Consider the following 16910-nt stretch of genomic DNA (forward strand, 5'->3'; position numbering starts at 1 on the left):
TCGGAAAAACCATGAACGGAAATATAAAATCCGCTCAGTGTGCTCCGCCACTACCCTGTTTTCCTGCTACAAAAGGTGGTTTCGCCATCCAGATAAGTAATATCAGGATCAAGAATATACCTGCTGAAATCCAAAAAATTTCATTAGCTGAAATGATCAACCCCTGATGAGTGATCTCTTTTGCCAGATAGGCGGCAATTTGCTGATCATTCATTCCCAATTGAGAGAGTTGCTGATGAACCTGCTGATAATTGGGGTTATACGGGGTGATCTGCTCGGTAAAGTTTGCATGATGCATCGATTCACGTTGTGTCCACAGTGTGGTTGTGATCGATGTACCAATTGAGCCTGATAATATACGGGTAAAGTTTGACAGGCTGGAAGCGGATGCCATGCGTTCAGGCCCCAAACCTGACAAAGTGATGGTTGTCAGTGGCATGAAGAAGCAGGCCATCGCAAGCCCTTGTAAGAATTGGGGCCATGCCGCCGCCGCAAAATCCATTCCTGGTTCGAATGTATATGCCCGCCAGTAAAAACAGATAGCATAAACAATAAAGCTGAAGGTGATGAGGATACGCATGTCAACTTTATGACCATATTTACCGAAAAGTGGTGACAGTAACAGCGGGAGTATCCCCACCGGGGCGGCTGCAAAACCGGCCCATGTTGCGGTATAGCCAAATACTTCCTGTAGTAGCTGCGGTAGCAGAACGATGCTGCCGAAATACAACATAAAGGCGAGGCTGATACTCAATGTTCCGATAGTAAAATTACGCTCCCGGAACAATGAAAGGTCGATAATGGGGTTATCGTCGGTTAATTCCCATATGACTAAAAGTACTAATGAAATAACAGCGATAGTTGCCAGAATAATAATTTCAGTCGAATTAAACCAATCCAGCTCTTTACCCTTATCAAGCATGATCTGTAAGCATCCGACACCTGCGATGAGTAAAATTAAACCAACTGTATCAATCGGTTTAATTTCTGTTTTGGTTTCCCTGTCTCGCAGGAGTTTCATTGTGACAAAGATAATTCCGATACCAAGAGGGACATTGATAAAGAAAATCCAGCCCCAGTGGTAGTTATCACTGATATAACCGCCCAGTATCGGGCCACAAATGGGAGCAACCACCACCATGACCGACCAGAGTGCCAGCGCCATATTCCGCTTGGCTGGTGGGTAGTTATTCAATAACAGGCTTTGGCAAAGCGGAAGCACTGGGCCTGCTACTAATCCCTGAATAATACGAAAAGCGATTAACATCTCAAGGCTGCCTGAGATCCCACACAGCCATGAAGAGAGGGTAAACAGTGCTGTAGACCAGATGAACAGCCTGACTTCACCAATGCGTTTTGCCAGCCAGCCGGTAATGGGGATGGATATGGCGTTGGCAACCCCAAATGAGGTGATAACCCATGTTCCCTGGGAGTTTGATGCCCCTAAATTCCCCGCAATAGTTGGTATGGCAACATTGGCAATGGTTGAATCCAAGACCAGCATAAAAGTAGCCATTGCGAGAGAAATGGTCACTAACGCCAGTTTTGCGCCTGTAAGTGGTGCTCGTGTTACCATGGCTCCCCCTTATAATTAATTCTTTAAGTTACTATTAATGATGTCAGTAACTATTTTGTTTGCAGGAGACATGTCTATCGCCAACGCATTTGTGTGATAGGCTGGTTTAATGCGTTCAGTAGTGGATAAGGCAATTCCGTTGGTATCCGCTGTATCAACGGTGGTTTTTGTTGATAGCCCGATGCGGAGAGGATGTTTTATCAGGTTTTCTGAGTCAATTTCAATGCGGACAGGCAGGCGCTGGACAACTTTGATCCAGTTTCCACTGGCATTTTGAGCAGGTAGCAGAGAAAATGCGCTGCCTGTACCCATATCAAGGCCGACAACTTTTCCTTTATACACGATTTTATCACCGTAAAAATCGCTGACGATTTTTGCTGGTTGACCAATCCGCATATTAACGAGCTGGGTTTCTTTGAAGTTGGCTTCAATCCACATGCCGGTGGCGGGTACGATAGCCATCAAAGGCGTTCCTGTATTGATACGGGAGCCTATCTGTACATTACGGCGGGAAACATACCCGTCTACAGGGCTGATAATTTTGGTTCTCTGTAAATTCAGCCAGGCATCACGGACATCGGAGGCTGCTTTTTCCACTGCGGGTTGTTTTTCCAGCGGTGTATGCAAAATAACAGCCTGATTACTATTGTACTGTTCAATTGCGACATTCAAATCTGCCTGAGCAAGCGCGACACTTTCATAAGCATGTTGTAGCTCTTCTTTACCAATTACTTCTCGACTACCCAGTATTTTCCTGCGGTCAAAATCATTCTGTGCTTTTCTGAGGGCAATTTTTTTCTGTGCAATGATTGCCTGATATTTTTCACTATTAACTATCTGCTGCTGAGTGTTCCGAACCGCCATGGCAAGTCCATTCTGTGCTTTTTCCAGTGCAAGTTCTGCATCTTTAGGATCGAGCTGGACCAGAACACTACCACTTTTCACGAAATCGGTATTATCAAAATAGACCGTGGTGACACTGCCATTCACCTGAGACATGATCTGAATCTGATTGCCTGTGACATAGGCGTTATCCGTTTCTTGCTGGTGGCGCGAGAAGAGATACCAGTAAATGGCGTAAATAACTCCGACGATGAGAAATAATAAAGAGATTAAAATCAATGCATTGCTACGAGAGCGTTTTTTGTTTCTCATATTTTTTTGAGGTTGATTCGAAGTTGGTGGTACTGGATTTCCCTCACTAGAACTCATAGTGAATCTCCGTAATTTCTGTTTATGTTGCTGTATGACATAAATATCATAAAAACCATTCAATTCCAGTAGTGTAGATGACACTACTGGAAAAGATAGACTTATGGGATTGATTATTATCAGAGGATAATCGTTAGCCATATGAAGTATCAAATGATACAGGCTAGCGGAAAAGTTTTTTTAGGTCATATTGCCATAATGTGATTTTTTGACTCAGTACTATTCAGGGAGAAACAATCACTTTTTCAAACAATCCCCAATATTATCCAACTGTGTCAGCAATTTTCTCATCAAATTCTCTAATTGTTTTTGTTCCTCCAGATCAAGGGCAGACCAAAGTTTAACCAAGCACTCATGCTGAGGCGGGAGTAAACTATTCAAAAAAATTGTACCTTTTTCTGTCAGATGAAGATGGAGACAACGGCGGTCGTTGTGGCTCTCCTTTCTTTCTATCCAGCCTTGCTTCTCTAATTCATCAGCAATTCGAGTTGCGTTTGTACGAGAAGAACCCAACGCTGCACTAAGTTCTGATGGCTGAATGCTGCGACTTTCTTTGGTATCCAGGATCATCAGTGCCATAAACAAGGTTTCGTTGATTCCTTGAGCTCTCAGCATGTTATTTCTATTTTCCAGCATCTTACTCTGGACATGCATCGATAAGCGAGTCAGTAATATCTCTTGATAGGGCAAACTTTTGTTCAACTCTTTTTGCTGTGCAACACGGCAATTAAGCAACTCTTCTGTGGGAGTGAATGAACTTTCCATTGTTTAGATACCTTATTAGTTTCAACCGGTAAAGTAACTTCTGTTAAAAACCATACAAATACTATATTAAAAGTTAAATTTAGCAATTATAGTTATTTATTATCATCATATTTCTTTTAATATTGATACCTAATTCATAAATACTTTGAATGTTAATCCAAAAATGGCTGCTCCGGACAGTGTAGATATGATAATGCTACGCGTCTTATAGAAGCATATACCGATAGCCAGACAGCCCAACAGTGTAGGAAAAAACTTGTTATGTGCCCGCATCACCTCAGGAATTCCTGCAACGATGAGGAGCGAACAAATTGATGCCACTCCAATACTGTCCAATATGATCCCGATGTTTCCCATTTTTGCGCCGGGAGAACGGTTCGAGCCAAAGCACAGTGGCAGATAGCGGAACAAAAAGTTTGCTATTCCTACAACCATTCCAATTATGAATATCTTATGATCAATCATGAGATGCTTTTTCCCCCACTTGAGTTAGGTGAGCTTGTACAAGAGCACCTAAGCAGCCACCAATAATTCCTGCCAGAATGGCAACCGGGATAGAAAAAAACATGACACCTATTAACGCGCCTGCCAGAGAAGCAATAACGCAGTAATTATTTTGTTTTTTGAAGGAAGAGAGCAGAAAACTTAAAAACAGGGCTGGCAGCATAAATATCATTGCTGCTTCAATAGCGGGGTAAGATTCGAGATAACCATTACCCAGTAATGCGCCCGCTACTGTGCCCAATACCCATGACAGCCACGAACACATGGCAATGGCGACCATCCAGTTTTCGCTCCAGCTGCGCTGATCTTTTATTAATTTCGTTGTAGCAGCAGCGAAAACTTCATCGGTTAATCCAAACGCCCAAATAACCGTTTTCTTTTGGGATAACTTTTGCTTGAGCCGATAGCGTAAGGCTGGGCCATACAGAATGTGGCGGATATCCATCGCCATAACCGTCAGGGCTGCAATCCATAAAGATGTACCTGCACTGAGTAATGCTGTGATGACGAATTGGCTGGCACCTGCGTAGATAACACACGAAAAAAATATGGCTTCGAGAGGAGAAAAACCCAGTTTGACTGCACTTAGACCGAAAGCAAAAGAGATGGGAATATAGCCGATGACAATGGGGAGACTATCAAAAATACCTTCAATAAATGAGGAACTTTTGCCTGTTATAGTGTGGTCATTTATCGGCGTGTCTGAACTTAAGCTATCGGGCACGGGTGTATCAGGTATCGACATAGGGTAATTTATTTTTTTGTTAACAGGTAAAACAACATTAACAAAATATAATAAAAGTGAAAATGTGAAATGTCTAAATTATTTAATAAATATTATTGAGAACAATGATTTTGATCGAAAAAATGGAGTAACCAGAGATATGGGTGTTGATTTGTTAATAAATTTATGTGTGGCTACGAACAGGAGCAGAGGAAAGGATTTTTGCTTTATGGATTTTCTGGTTACTCTGGAGAAGAGCGTATTGAATGTTGTCTGAACAGGATCCCTGTCTGAGCTATCATTTTTCTGCATCACCATGAATCTCTTTTTTCCGGTGTTTTTTTTATCGGGCTCTAAATTTTCTCACCAATGTATATACCCTGATTATATTCTTTGCCGCATTTAAATATGGCATGAGGGAAAATTGGCCTGATCGGAAATTATACTGTTTTTATTGTGGAGAATTTCCCGTCATTAGTTATCTGAACTTATACAATTATCTTGTCTATTGATATTTTTCTGGTTTTTAAACAGTTTTATCAGGCGATTATGAAGACATACATCCTGCTTTTTTTGCAAATGTTCAGATTTATCGTAGTTGAATTTCAATAAATTAACAGCTTGTTATTGGACAATAACTGAATACGTTATATAAATTCTTAACTTTGGGTTTAATTGTCATGTAATAAATATTTAGCTTTGTGAAAAGGTATATTCTCTTTAATGGCTTAATCTAGATAAATTTTCCAAGCTATATACCGAAGCGTTGAGATATGCTGACAAATTATTGTTTATTATTGTTAATCAAAAGATAATCTGTTTTGTAGATAACTGTTTGCATTTAAGACTTAATTTGAATCTTTCATTGCAGACAGCGTGATTTAATAGAAAAAATATTGATGTCATGGCTGGGATGAAAAATAACTCCTCAGGAGTTTATCTCTTCTGGGGGAGGATATACGTTGAGATTTATTTGTTATCGCTGCCAGATGAAAAGTGTTTGCATCTGATTTTCGATGAGTATAACTACCCGGGATCCAATGGTGTTTGCCATAAATTATCACTCTTCTGGTAAAATTCTTTATTGATCCGGGCACTTATTGAAGAATAAAAAAGAGTATTGATGCATTACACTTTGATAATCTCTTTATGAGAACGATACTATATATGGATTTGTATTTATTTTTTGTGTCAATATATGGTGTTTTTATCTTTTTTGAATGTGTGTTATTAAAAGTAAGGTATTATATCTTATTGGCAAACCTCTGATTTTTATTATCAGTAGGCGGTATGGTTTCTTTATCAAATTGTCAGATGTGTAACTGAATTCATCATTGCAAATTGATGAAGGAGAGCTTTAGGCTAGTATAGAAATAGTGCAGAAATTATTAACAATAAATTAAATGGAGGTAGTTTATGTATCACCATTATCTGAATACTCCAGAAGGTTTTCCTAAACCTTATGTGCACGTCACTGCTAATGATGAAGGCGTTACTAGTATTTATTTTGTTAATGAAAAGAAAGAATTAGAATCTAAAAATGCGATAACTAAGCAGTGTGTAAAAGAGTTACAAGAATATTTTAAAGGAAAGCGAGATACATTTACGGTTCCTTTAAGTATGCAGGGAACTGAATTTCAGCAGCGGGTTTGGAAGCAGCTCTGTAATATCCCATTTGGTGAGATGTGGAGTTACAAACAATTAGCACTAACACTGGGTTCGGTAAATTATTGTCGTGCCGTTGGTATGGCGAACTCACGTAATCCTATTTCACTGATTGTCCCCTGCCATCGGGTAATTGGCCATGATGGTAAGTTAGTCGGATATACAGGGGGGCTGAATATTAAGGAATGGCTGCTGGAGCACGAGAAGAAAAAGAAGGTAAAAAAGTAAACAAAACTAAAATGAAACGCCAATTGATTTGTGAAATGGCGATTGGCGTATAAAATAAATCAATGAAATTAAACAAAACGTGCGTTTTTCGCATTTTGTTATATATTTCGTGATCTAGGTTGCAGACAGTAAGCTATATTATTTGTTGTACTGTATGTAGCACGGAGTTTGTGTCATTTTTATTAAAGGTAAGTTTGATGTCTAAAATTAAAGGTAACGTTAAGTGGTTTAACGAATCTAAAGGATTTGGTTTTATCACTCCAGAAGATGGTAGCAAAGATGTTTTTGTACACTTTTCCGCCATTCAATCAAATGGTTTCAAGACACTGGCAGAAGGCCAAAAAGTTGAATTTGAAATCACCGAGGGTGCGAAAGGTCCATCTGCTGCAAACGTTGTCGCGATCTAATTTCTAATCCCGTATTTTGAAAACCCGTTATAAAAACGGGTTTTTTTATGTTTCCTGATACTCGCTCGCTGTCTCAGAGTTTGTTTATCACAGCAAAGGCGAGCATGGTCATCAATAATGAGCCAATTACATTCGCCAGAATGCTGCCCAACGCCCAGCTGATTTTTCCTGCCTGTAATAAATAAACCACTTCAGCAGAAAATGTAGAGAACGTCGTCAGGCCACCACAGAAGCCTGTTGTTAACAGAAGTTTCCAGACGGGATCGATATGTGTTGCTTTACTGAAATAAGCCAGCCCCAGCCCGATAATAAATGCGCCAACACAGTTAGCCGTCAGGGTCCCGACGGCAATCGGCGCTGAGATATGATTCAGGCGGAGGCTGATAAACCAGCGTAAGACGCTGCCTATGCCACCACCGATAAATACAGCAAGAACAAGATTCATCAGTAGTGGTATCGCTTATTTGACTTCCATACCTTTGGCCTGCATGTCTGCATGGTAAGATGAGCGAACAAACGGGCCACAGGCTGCATGGGTAAAGCCCATTTCTAAGGCTGCCTCTTTCATTTCATCAAATTCTGCCGGGCTGACATAACGCTGTACAGGTAAATGATGGCGGCTAGGCTGTAAATACTGCCCCAATGTCAGCATGGTGACGCCATGTCTGCGCAAATCACGCATCACTTCCAGAATTTCTTCGTTAGTTTCTCCCAAACCTACCATCAGGCCAGATTTGGTCGGAATATCCGGATGAGCTTCTTTAAATCTTTCCAGTAATTTTAATGACCATTCATAATTAGCACCCGGACGGATCTGACGATACATACGTGGTACGTTTTCCAGATTGTGGTTAAACACATCAGGTGGTGTTGCGGTCAAAATTTCCAGTGCGCGATCCATACGACCACGGAAATCCGGTACCAGAGTTTCAATTTTAATTGATGGATTTTTTTCACGGATCGCAGTGATACAGTCAGCAAAGTGCTGTGCTCCGCCGTCACGTAAGTCATCACGGTCAACTGACGTAATAACGACGTAGCGTAACGCCATATCCTGAATGGTTTGCGCAAGTTTAATCGGTTCATTAGCATCAGGCGCGTTTGGTCGGCCATGTGCCACATCACAGAACGGGCAGCGACGGGTACAAATAGCACCCAGGATCATAAAGGTTGCTGTTCCGTGATTAAAACATTCTGCAAGGTTAGGGCAGGAGGCTTCCTCACAGACGGAGTGCAGCCCATTTTTGCGCATTGCAGCTTTGATTCCCTGAATGCGGCTGGAATCCGCAGGAAGTTTGATTTTCATCCACTCAGGTTTACGCAAGAGTGCTTCACGTTCTGTAACCACTGTTTTCACAGGGATTAAAGCCATCTTATCTGCGTCGCGGTATTTGACACCACGTTCCATCTGAATTGGTTTACTCATAATCGTGCTGGTTCCAGTTATATTCTTCAGATTGTAATTTATTGCCTGATTGCTATTTTGCTGATTAATAAAATAAATTCAGCATCAAATTCATCGGGGCAATAAGACTATTCAAATTTTTTTGAAAAATGTTAAAAAATTATATCATCTTTCATCGGTGAGTTGGAATCCCAAGATCTGGCAGAATTTTTGTGCCAGAACGGGCTGTACATCTTCAACCGTGATCCCGGTAACGAGGTCACTGAGCTGGGTCATTTGCATACCTGCATATCCACATGGATTAATGCGCAAAAATGGCTGTAAATCCATTGCAATATTTAATGCCAGCCCATGAAAAGAGCACCCTTTGCGGATACGCAATCCCAATGAACAAATTTTATTACCATTGACATATACCCCCGGCGCATCGGCCCGGGCATAAGATTCAACGCCAAAATGAGCTAACGTTTCGACAACGGTATTTTCAATCGCGGTGACTAGCTGACGAACCCCGAGCTTAGCGCGTTTCAAGTCGATCAAAATATACATGACCTGCTGCCCGGGACCATGATAAGTGATTTGCCCACCCCTGTCGGACTGAATAACAGGAATATCACCTGCGGCAATTATATGTTCTGCTTTACCCGCCTGACCTTGTGTAAACACTTTCTCATGTTGGACAAACCAGATTTCATCGGTAGTTTCCGCTGTCCGTTGCTCGGTGAACTGGTGCATGGCTTCAGAAACCGGCTCGTAGGGCTGAATACCCAACTGGCGTAAAATAACGGTGTTATGTTGCAATGGACTGTCATCATCGGTTAACAAAAATTGCCCGCCAGTATAACGCTCTAAAAGGATTCTCACCAGTTCACAATGCGCTAATACACGAATAATGTTAATTAGACGAATATATTTAAATTTTATATTATCATAGTTATATATTTTGATGATTTCCTCCTTGTTTTCTGTTTGAGCTAACAGATGGTCAGAAAAAACCAACTTTTGATTGTAGGGCATCTTTGCAGTTCTCTGGTGCTCCTTTACAGCCTCTCAATGTTGCTGCCTACTTTTGTTGCCCTATTTTATAAAGAAAAAAGCGTTTTTGCTTTTTTAGAAACTTTTATAATCGGGTTGATTTTTGGCGGCGTTGGGTGGTATTTCACTCGAAAAACAAAAATACAACCCAGTACTCAGGACGGATTCCTTATTATCGTCCTGTTCTGGTTGCTCTTTTCGTTGTTGAGTGCCTTACCTTTCGTACTGGATAAAAGCCTGAATATTAATCTTGTTGATGCCATGTTTGAAGGTGTATCCGGTATTACAACCACCGGAGCAACAGTACTGAATGATGTTTCTACACTACCTAAATCCGTTCTTTACTATCGTGCCCAGTTGAACTTTATCGGTGGTTTGGGCGTGATTGTTCTTGCTGTGGCTATCCTGCCACTACTTGGCATCGGTGGCGTAAAACTTTATCAGTCAGAAATGCCGGGCCCATTTAAAGAGGAGAGATTGACCCCACGTCTGGCTGATAGCGCCAAAAGCCTATGGGTAGTTTATCTGTTATTGGGTGGACTATGTTCGTTCAGCTTCTGGGCTGCCGGGATGTCTTGGTTTGATGCCATTTGTCATGGGATATCAACGGTTTCCCTGGGAGGATTTTCGACCCGCAATGAAAGTCTTGGCTATTATGATAACTCCCTGATTGAAATGGTGGGCGGTGTTTTTTCAATATTGTCGGCAGTTAACTTCACACTTTATTTTGTCATTCTGACCCGGAGAAGCCTTAAACCGTTACTGAAAAATGCAGAGTTTAAATTTTTCTTATTGGTACTTTTCATCGTAGTTTGCATCATTTGGCTGGAGTTATACCGTTCCGGTATGTATGGGCTGAAAGATGCATTTGTGCATGGTTTCTTTATGACCAGTTCAATGATGACAGATAATGGTCTGTCGACTTCCGATTATGCACAGTGGCCACCCCATACGATGTTGATGTTATTGGCTGTCAGTTTCTTTGGTGGCTGTGTTGGTTCCACTTGTGGAGGCATCAAAGCATTACGTTTCCTGATCCTGACAAAACAAAGTTTCAGTGAGATTAATCAACTTATTCATCCGAATGCGATTTCAACCATTAAAGTGGGTCAGGCACCTGTGCAGGAAAGGGTACTGCGTTCGGTCTGGGGCTTTTTCTTCTTATATGTTTTTTGTAGCTGTTTCTTTATTTGGGCGCTAAATCTTCTTGGTTATGATTTGGTGACTTCATTTGCCACGGTTGCTGCATGTATCAATAACATGGGAGTAGGTTACGGCGATACAGTACAAGGTTTTGGCAATCTTAGTGCAGTAGCGAAATGGATGATGTGTGCTGCTATGCTATTGGGAAGGCTGGAAATCTATCCTATTTTGATCCTGTGTTCGAAAGCGTTCTGGCGTTTTTGAGTGGGGATTAACAGATAATCGGATAAAGTCAGGTTAGATAGATCAGATAGAGAAAAGCGCTGGTTTTTTGCCAGCGCTTTGTCGAAATAATCACAGATTAACAAAGTGATGCATTACAGCACGACACGCACCAGTTCCAGTGCGCCTAACTCTTCATACAGTGTTTCAACCTGCTCAATGTGAGTTGCATTGATGGTAATAGAAACAGAGTGGTAGTTGCCTTTGCTGCTTGGTTTCACATCTGGGGAGTAATCGCCCGGTGCGTGGCGCTGAACCACTTCAACAACATGGTCCACCAGCTCAGGCTGAGCTAAGCCCATCACTTTGTAAGTGAATGAGCAGGGGAACTCAAGCAGTTCATTTAATTTCGTTTTCATGGGCACTCCTGATTTATTCGCCACGGTAAAATCAGGCATTCTACCGTAGCATAACTATTTTCTGACAAGTTATATGAATATGTGGTTTAACTTTAATTTTTCAAGATATCAGCCAAGCCAGTGATGGAACATCAAACGGATATAATCAATCAGACGGCTAAAGAAACCACCTTCTTTCACTTCCTGCATCACGACCAGTGGACGTTGCTCAATCGTTTTACCATCAAGCTGGAAATTGATGGTGCCAACAACCTGATTCTGGGGAAGTGGGGCATGTAACTCATTGCTGTTCAGAACATAGCTGGCTTTCAGATCTTTCAGGCGACCACGAGGAATAGTCAGATAAACATCTTTTTCGACGCCCAGTTGTACTTTATCGTTATCACCAAACCAGACGGGTTCAGAGGCAAATTCTTTACCTGCCTGCAAAGGGGAAACAGTTTCAAAGAAACGGAAGCCCCAGGTCAGCAGTTTTTTACTGTCTGTTTCACGGCCTTTGAAGGTCGGGCTGCCCATCACCGTAGCAATCAGACGCATATTACCTTCTGTGGCGGAAGAGACAAGGTTATAGCCTGCACCGCTGGTATGCCCTGTTTTAATACCATCAACATTCAGGCTCTTATCCCACAGTAAGCCGTTACGGTTAGGCTGGCGAATGTTGTTGTAAGTGAATTCTTTTTCTTTATAGATGGAGTATTCATCTGGTACATCACGGACTAGCGCCTGACCAATCAGAGCCATATCATGAGCAGAGCTGTATTGACCTGCTGCATCCAGACCATGAACCGTCTGAAAATGAGTATTTTTTAATCCTAAGCTCTGAACATATTTATTCATCAGGCTGACAAATGCATCCTGACTACCTGCTACATAATCCGCCATTGCGACACAGGCATCATTACCTGATTGCAGGTTAATACCGCGGGAAAGCATGGCAACAGAAACTTGATCGCCGGGTTTTAAAAACATCAGGGAGGAGCCTTTGAAAATAGGATTTCCTGTTGCCCAGGCATCTTTACCCACGGTAACGATATCATTCGGGCTAATTTTCCCGGATTTAATAGCCTGACCAATAACATAACTGGTCATCATTTTGGTCAGGCTGGCAGGATCACGACGGACATCTGAATTCTTTTCAGCCAATATTTTTCCTGAATTGTAATCAATCAGAATATAGGCTTCGGCATCGAGTTGTGGAACACCGGGGATCATGGTTTTGAAGCTATCCTCAGTGTTGGCGAATGCAGAAGCACTGGCTGCCAGAGCAATGCTCAGCGTGGCATTTTTAATAAAACGGGAAGTAACTATGTATTTCATGATTGATTAGATAACATCCGTGAAGAAGCATTGATAAAAGATAAGTCACATCATAACAAATGACGAAAAGAGTGACATTAAACAAAATCGGGACAGAAGTATATTTGCACTTTTTTACTCGATGGCGCTGTACTCGATGACTGCCTGTATTTTACTTGGTTTCTCCCCACTAATAATGGCCTGAATAAAGGCAAATATCAGTGGGGAGCTGCTAATCACGGAGTAGTAATAAAGGAAGATTGCTGCATTTGATCCGTTAATTTCTTTTGTAACTCTACGGCTTGCTGTCGGGCATTGAAAGGCCCTAGTTGCACGCGGTAAACATGACCAAATTGAATCACTCTTCCGGGAGTATCAAAGCGTTTACTTAACGACTGCTGCCACTCTCTGGCCTTAGCTTCGGTACTGACCGCGCCAACTTGTACCATATAACCTGATACGTCAGCGGATTCTGGTGTAGCAGAAGATGTGACAACTGACTTTGTTTGTGCCGGAGTCTCCTGTACGGTTTCCTGCACAGAAGCAGGCTTTTCAGGTTGTGAGGCGCTCTGACTATCAGTGTTAACAGTATTTGCGGATGGATTCTGTTCTGGGGGCGTTTGTTCAGATAAACCGGAGGCAGAAGCTGATGATGACGGATTCAGCGCAGGTCTGTCGGGTAGGGCATAGCTTTGTTTGATAATAGTTGAACCTTCTGTACCCAACCCCGCAAGTGAGCCATCAGGAGCAACCTGAATGCCATCCAGCTTAACTTTGCTTTGCGGCATTAAATTCAGGCGATCAGCAACAGCCCGTGATAATTCGATAATTTTTCCCGGCTTATTATAAGGGCCACGATCATTAACCCTGACAATTATCATACGTCCATTACTTAAATTAGTAACCCGTACATAGCCCGGTATTGGTAGTGTCGGGTGGGCGGCTGTCAGTGCATAAGGAGTATCCCGTTCTCCAATCGCGGTCAATTTTCCGGTGGATTCTTCACCAAATACACTGGCATACCCTGTCTGAGTAAATTGGGCCGGATCCTTGACGATGTGATAATTCACACCGTCCTTTGTGTAATCCTGATTAGCACTGGGGTGATAAGGCTCATAGACAGGCTCTGCACCTAAAACATCACGGGTCGGAATGGGCAGAACGGAGGTGGCGCCTTTTTCATTTTTTGTTGTACAGCCTGAAATCAGTACAGCCACTATGCCGAGAATAAGCCATTGTTGACGCATGAAATCTCTTCCTCATAGACTTTTGGATAATAACTTGCGATGGGTATGTATCGACATGATAATGCCGAATCCAGCCATTAAGACGATTAATGCCGAGCCTCCATAGCTGACTAGTGGCAGGGGTACGCCGACCACTGGCAAGATACCGCTAACCATACCGATGTTAACGAAAACATAAACAAACAGTATCAATATTAGCCCCCCAACCATGACACGGCCGAAAGTATTTTGTGCTTTGGCTGCAATAATCAGCCCACGGATAATGATCAGTAAGTAAAGGGCAAGCAATACGATGACACCAACTAACCCCAGTTCTTCTGCCAGAACCGCAAAAATAAAATCGGTATGACGCTCAGGCAAAAACTCTAATTGTGACTGTGTGCCCTGTAACCAGCCTTTTCCAAATAATCCGCCCGAGCCAATGGCAATCTTTGATTGAATGATATGGTAGCCTTTTCCCAGAGGGTCGCTTTCCGGATCTAACAGCATCATGACTCTGGCCCGTTGATAGTCATGCATCAGAAAGAACCACAATATTGGTAAAAAACAGGCTGCCAATACAACGGCAATCGCGATTAAGCGCCAGTTCATGCCAGCCAGAAACAGGATAAACAGCCCGGATGCGGCGATCAGGATAGATGTACCTAAGTCAGGTTGTGCCGCGACAAGCAGGGTCGGTAAGAAAATCAGAATTAATGCAATTCCCGTATTTTTCAGGGAAGGAGGGCAAAGGTCCCGGTTCATAAAGCGGGCCACCATTAGAGGAACCGCAATTTTGGCAATTTCTGAAGGCTGGAAACGTACAATGCCCAGATCCAGCCAGCGTTGTGCCCCTTTACTGATTTGCCCGAAAACATCAACAAGGATAAGCAGGATCACACAGACAATGTAAAGGTAAGGAGCCCAACTTTCATATATTCGGGGCGGTACCTGAGCAAGGGCTACCATAACCACCAGCCCGATAAGCACCTGTCCGACTTTACGTTCCATCATGCCAGCATCCTGTCCGCTGGCGCTCCACATAATAAAAAGGCTGTAGGCAAGCAGTAGCAGAATGCACAATAGCAGCGGGGTATCTATATGTATTCTGTTCCAGAAAGGAACTTTTTTCTGCGATTCTGTCATAGCATTACTCATTAACTCGTGTCCCGCTGGCTGGCTTCCCAGCGGGTAGTGACCTGTTTTTATCAGCAGGATCAGTAGGTGAAGGATCTTTATCACTCTTGATTAGGATATGATCCAAAATCTGGCGCACGATGGCGCCAACAGATGGCCCTGCACCGCCATTTTCTAAAATAATTGAGATGGCAACAGTTGGATTATCATAAGGAGCAAAAGCAATCATTAGCTTGTGGTCCCGCAGATGTTCTGCAAGTTTACTTGCATTATAGGTTTCATACCTGAATACCTGAGCTGTACCAGTTTTGCCTGCGACTTTGTAGGGAGTACCAGCGAAAGATCTGCGTGCCGTACCGTTCGGGGCGTTGACAACACCATACATTCCCTCTTTGGCGATCTCCCAATAGCCGGAATGAATATCTCCGATAGGTTCAATGACTGGAGGATGGTAAGGATGGACGCTATTATTCAGATGAGTCTTCAACAGAAAGTGTGGTGTTTTCACCTCGCCGTCATTGATCAATATCATCAGGGCTTTTACCATCTGCATAGGCGTAGCGGTCCAGTAACCCTGACCGATACCGACAGATATTGTATCACCTTGATACCAAGGTTTTTTATAGCGTTTTTGTTTCCATTCCCGGGTTGGCATATTACCCGCAGTCTCTTCTTTCAGATCAATACCGGTAAACTGACCGTATCCAAATTTTATCATCCACTCGGAGATCCTATCGATACCCATATCATAGGCGAGCTGATAGAAAAAGGTATCAGCCGATTCAACAATAGCCTTATGCACATTCAGCAGGCCATGCCCATAACGTTTCCAGTCGCGGTAACTCATATTGGAGTTAGGTAATTGCCATCTTCCTGTATCGTGGATAGTTGTATTCTTTGTAATAACACCGCTGCTTAGCGCTGCAACAGAAATAAATGGTTTTACTGTCGAGGCCGGAGGATATGCGCCTTGTGTTGCACGGTTAATCAATGGGCGGTCAGGGTTATTGAGCAGCGCTTTATAATCCTTACTGGAAATACCATCAACAAACAGATTGGGGTCATAGCTTGGAGTCGATACCATCGCCAGCACTTCACCAGTCCGGGGATCGGTAACAACAACGGCGGCCCGGCTGGTTGTCAGGATCTTTTCAATGTAAGTTTGCAGCTCTAAGTCGATTGACAGATAAATATCTTTACCCGCTTGCGGAGGTTGTTCGTGTAGCTGGCGGATAACTTTACCACGGTTATTAACTTCAACCTCTTCATAGCCGGGTTTGCCATGCAGAATGGATTCGTAATAACGTTCAATACCCAGTTTTCCGATATCATGAGTCGCCGCATAATCTGGTAATATCCCTTCCTGATCGAGCCGTTCTACATCTTTGTCATTAATTTTAGATACATAGCCGATAACGTGGGTGAGGGCAGAGCCATAAGGATAATAGCGGCGTTGATATCCTCTGATTTCCAGACCGGGGAAACGGTACTGATTAACAGAGAACCGGGCAACCTGTACCTGAGTCAGCGGTGTCTTCAGGGGAATTGAGGTAAAACGACGGGCACGTCGCCGTTCTTTTTGGAAATTTTCGATATCTTCATCAGTTAGCCCGACGATAGAACGCAGCTCATTGAGTGTCTTATCAAGGTCATCAACTTTTTGTGGCACAATCTCCAATTGGTAAATTGTACGGTTAGCTGCCAGAAGTGTGCCGTTACGGTCATAAATGAGCCCACGGCTTGGCGCAATGGGAACAAGTTTAATACGGTTCCCATTTGAGCGTGTCTGGTAATCTTCGTGCCGGGTGATCTGGAGATTATAGAGGTTGGCAATCAGAACCCCCGTTAAAAGGATAACGCCAACAAACGCCACGAGTGCGCGGCGTATAAAGAGGGCTGATTCAGCCGTATAATCGCGAAAAGGAGTTCGTTTATTCTTCATCCCA

At 42.8% G+C, this 16910-nt stretch carries 16 protein-coding genes; 3 read left to right on the forward strand and 13 right to left on the reverse strand.

Translation table 11 applies throughout. The annotated features are described in order from the left end of the window. Positions 1–34 precede the first annotated feature (34 nt). From emrB to AACS90_RS03235, 5 genes are all read right to left on the reverse strand, one after another. Entirely contained in the window at positions 35–1576 is a 1542-nt protein-coding gene (gene emrB, locus AACS90_RS03215; RefSeq protein ID WP_099121676.1) for a multidrug efflux MFS transporter permease subunit EmrB, read from the reverse strand. Positions 1577–1591: 15 nt separating this feature from the next. Further along, positions 1592–2788, reverse strand: coding sequence for a multidrug efflux MFS transporter periplasmic adaptor subunit EmrA (gene emrA / locus AACS90_RS03220; protein WP_099121677.1), 1197 nt, complete (start codon positions 2786–2788; stop codon positions 1592–1594). A gap of 237 nt (positions 2789–3025) precedes the next feature. After that, complete coding sequence (mprA, locus tag AACS90_RS03225) at positions 3026–3553, reverse strand: transcriptional repressor MprA (protein WP_099121678.1); 528 nt, start codon at positions 3551–3553, stop codon at positions 3026–3028. 129 nt (positions 3554–3682) lie between these two features. Next, a complete protein-coding gene (gene ygaH, locus AACS90_RS03230; RefSeq protein ID WP_099121679.1) occupies positions 3683–4018 on the reverse strand; it encodes an L-valine transporter subunit YgaH in 336 nt (111 codons plus the stop codon). Beyond that, positions 4011–4802, reverse strand: coding sequence for an AzlC family ABC transporter permease (locus AACS90_RS03235; protein ID WP_099121680.1), 792 nt, complete (start codon positions 4800–4802; stop codon positions 4011–4013). The genes ygaH and AACS90_RS03235 overlap by 8 nt, the downstream gene beginning before the upstream one ends. A gap of 1395 nt (positions 4803–6197) precedes the next feature. Between AACS90_RS03235 and AACS90_RS03240 the strand changes: the two genes are divergently transcribed. Next, positions 6198–6674: a methylated-DNA--[protein]-cysteine S-methyltransferase gene (locus AACS90_RS03240; RefSeq protein WP_099121681.1), complete on the forward strand. Its 477-nt coding sequence runs from the start codon at positions 6198–6200 to the stop codon at positions 6672–6674. Between the two features lie 197 nt (positions 6675–6871). After that, the gene (gene cspE, locus AACS90_RS03245) at positions 6872–7081 is read left to right on the forward strand and encodes a transcription antiterminator/RNA stability regulator CspE (RefSeq protein WP_045969514.1); all 210 of its coding nucleotides are present in this window, start codon (positions 6872–6874) and stop codon (positions 7079–7081) included. 73 nt (positions 7082–7154) lie between these two features. Here the strand turns inward: cspE and crcB are convergent, their stop codons facing one another. From crcB to lipB, 3 genes are all read right to left on the reverse strand, one after another. After that, the gene (gene crcB, locus AACS90_RS03250) at positions 7155–7529 is read right to left on the reverse strand and encodes a fluoride efflux transporter CrcB (protein WP_099121682.1); all 375 of its coding nucleotides are present in this window, start codon (positions 7527–7529) and stop codon (positions 7155–7157) included. A 12-nt stretch (positions 7530–7541) separates the two neighbouring features. After that, complete coding sequence (lipA, locus tag AACS90_RS03255; protein WP_099121683.1) at positions 7542–8507, reverse strand: lipoyl synthase; 966 nt, start codon at positions 8505–8507, stop codon at positions 7542–7544. A 144-nt stretch (positions 8508–8651) separates the two neighbouring features. Continuing rightward, positions 8652–9287 carry a lipoyl(octanoyl) transferase LipB gene (lipB, locus tag AACS90_RS03260; RefSeq protein ID WP_099121736.1) on the reverse strand — a complete coding sequence of 212 codons (636 nt, stop codon included), beginning with the start codon at positions 9285–9287 and terminating at the stop codon, positions 8652–8654. A 180-nt stretch (positions 9288–9467) separates the two neighbouring features. Between lipB and AACS90_RS03265 the strand changes: the two genes are divergently transcribed. Beyond that, complete coding sequence (locus AACS90_RS03265) at positions 9468–10928, forward strand: TrkH family potassium uptake protein (RefSeq protein ID WP_099121684.1); 1461 nt, start codon at positions 9468–9470, stop codon at positions 10926–10928. Between the two features lie 113 nt (positions 10929–11041). Here AACS90_RS03265 and ybeD read toward each other — a convergent pair whose 3' ends face one another. The 5 genes from ybeD to mrdA all read right to left on the reverse strand — a co-directional run bounded on the left by ybeD (position 11042) and on the right by mrdA (position 16906). Then, positions 11042–11305 carry a DUF493 family protein YbeD gene (ybeD, locus tag AACS90_RS03270; protein WP_086953830.1) on the reverse strand — a complete coding sequence of 88 codons (264 nt, stop codon included), beginning with the start codon at positions 11303–11305 and terminating at the stop codon, positions 11042–11044. 108 nt (positions 11306–11413) lie between these two features. Beyond that, entirely contained in the window at positions 11414–12622 is a 1209-nt protein-coding gene (gene dacA / locus AACS90_RS03275) for a D-alanyl-D-alanine carboxypeptidase DacA (RefSeq protein ID WP_099121685.1), read from the reverse strand. 215 nt (positions 12623–12837) lie between these two features. After that, positions 12838–13848, reverse strand: coding sequence for an endolytic peptidoglycan transglycosylase RlpA (rlpA, locus tag AACS90_RS03280; protein WP_099121686.1), 1011 nt, complete (start codon positions 13846–13848; stop codon positions 12838–12840). A 12-nt stretch (positions 13849–13860) separates the two neighbouring features. Next, positions 13861–14973, reverse strand: a complete 1113-nt coding sequence (gene mrdB / locus AACS90_RS03285; protein WP_099111181.1) for a peptidoglycan glycosyltransferase MrdB — start codon at positions 14971–14973, stop codon at positions 13861–13863. A gap of 4 nt (positions 14974–14977) precedes the next feature. Continuing rightward, positions 14978–16906 carry a peptidoglycan DD-transpeptidase MrdA gene (gene mrdA / locus AACS90_RS03290; RefSeq protein WP_099121687.1) on the reverse strand — a complete coding sequence of 643 codons (1929 nt, stop codon included), beginning with the start codon at positions 16904–16906 and terminating at the stop codon, positions 14978–14980. Between the last annotated feature and the right edge of the window lie 4 nt (positions 16907–16910).

The organism is Xenorhabdus sp. KK7.4 (assembly GCF_963876465.1).
Classification (GTDB): domain Bacteria; phylum Pseudomonadota; class Gammaproteobacteria; order Enterobacterales; family Enterobacteriaceae; genus Xenorhabdus; species Xenorhabdus stockiae.

Coding starts and splice junctions, on each gene's coding strand:
- rlpA (WP_099121686.1), bottom strand. CDS start 13,848: ATGCGTCAACAATGGCTTATTCTCGGCATAGTGGCTGTACTGATTTCA.
- cspE (WP_045969514.1), top strand. CDS start 6,872: ATGTCTAAAATTAAAGGTAACGTTAAGTGGTTTAACGAATCTAAAGGA.
- emrA (WP_099121677.1), bottom strand. CDS start 2,788: ATGAGTTCTAGTGAGGGAAATCCAGTACCACCAACTTCGAATCAACCT.
- AACS90_RS03240 (WP_099121681.1), top strand. CDS start 6,198: ATGTATCACCATTATCTGAATACTCCAGAAGGTTTTCCTAAACCTTAT.
- ygaH (WP_099121679.1), bottom strand. CDS start 4,018: ATGATTGATCATAAGATATTCATAATTGGAATGGTTGTAGGAATAGCA.
- AACS90_RS03265 (WP_099121684.1), top strand. CDS start 9,468: ATGGTCAGAAAAAACCAACTTTTGATTGTAGGGCATCTTTGCAGTTCT.
- mprA (WP_099121678.1), bottom strand. CDS start 3,553: ATGGAAAGTTCATTCACTCCCACAGAAGAGTTGCTTAATTGCCGTGTT.
- AACS90_RS03235 (WP_099121680.1), bottom strand. CDS start 4,802: ATGTCGATACCTGATACACCCGTGCCCGATAGCTTAAGTTCAGACACG.
- mrdA (WP_099121687.1), bottom strand. CDS start 16,906: ATGAAGAATAAACGAACTCCTTTTCGCGATTATACGGCTGAATCAGCC.
- mrdB (WP_099111181.1), bottom strand. CDS start 14,973: ATGACAGAATCGCAGAAAAAAGTTCCTTTCTGGAACAGAATACATATA.
- lipA (WP_099121683.1), bottom strand. CDS start 8,507: ATGAGTAAACCAATTCAGATGGAACGTGGTGTCAAATACCGCGACGCA.
- emrB (WP_099121676.1), bottom strand. CDS start 1,576: ATGGTAACACGAGCACCACTTACAGGCGCAAAACTGGCGTTAGTGACC.
- dacA (WP_099121685.1), bottom strand. CDS start 12,622: ATGAAATACATAGTTACTTCCCGTTTTATTAAAAATGCCACGCTGAGC.
- ybeD (WP_086953830.1), bottom strand. CDS start 11,305: ATGAAAACGAAATTAAATGAACTGCTTGAGTTCCCCTGCTCATTCACT.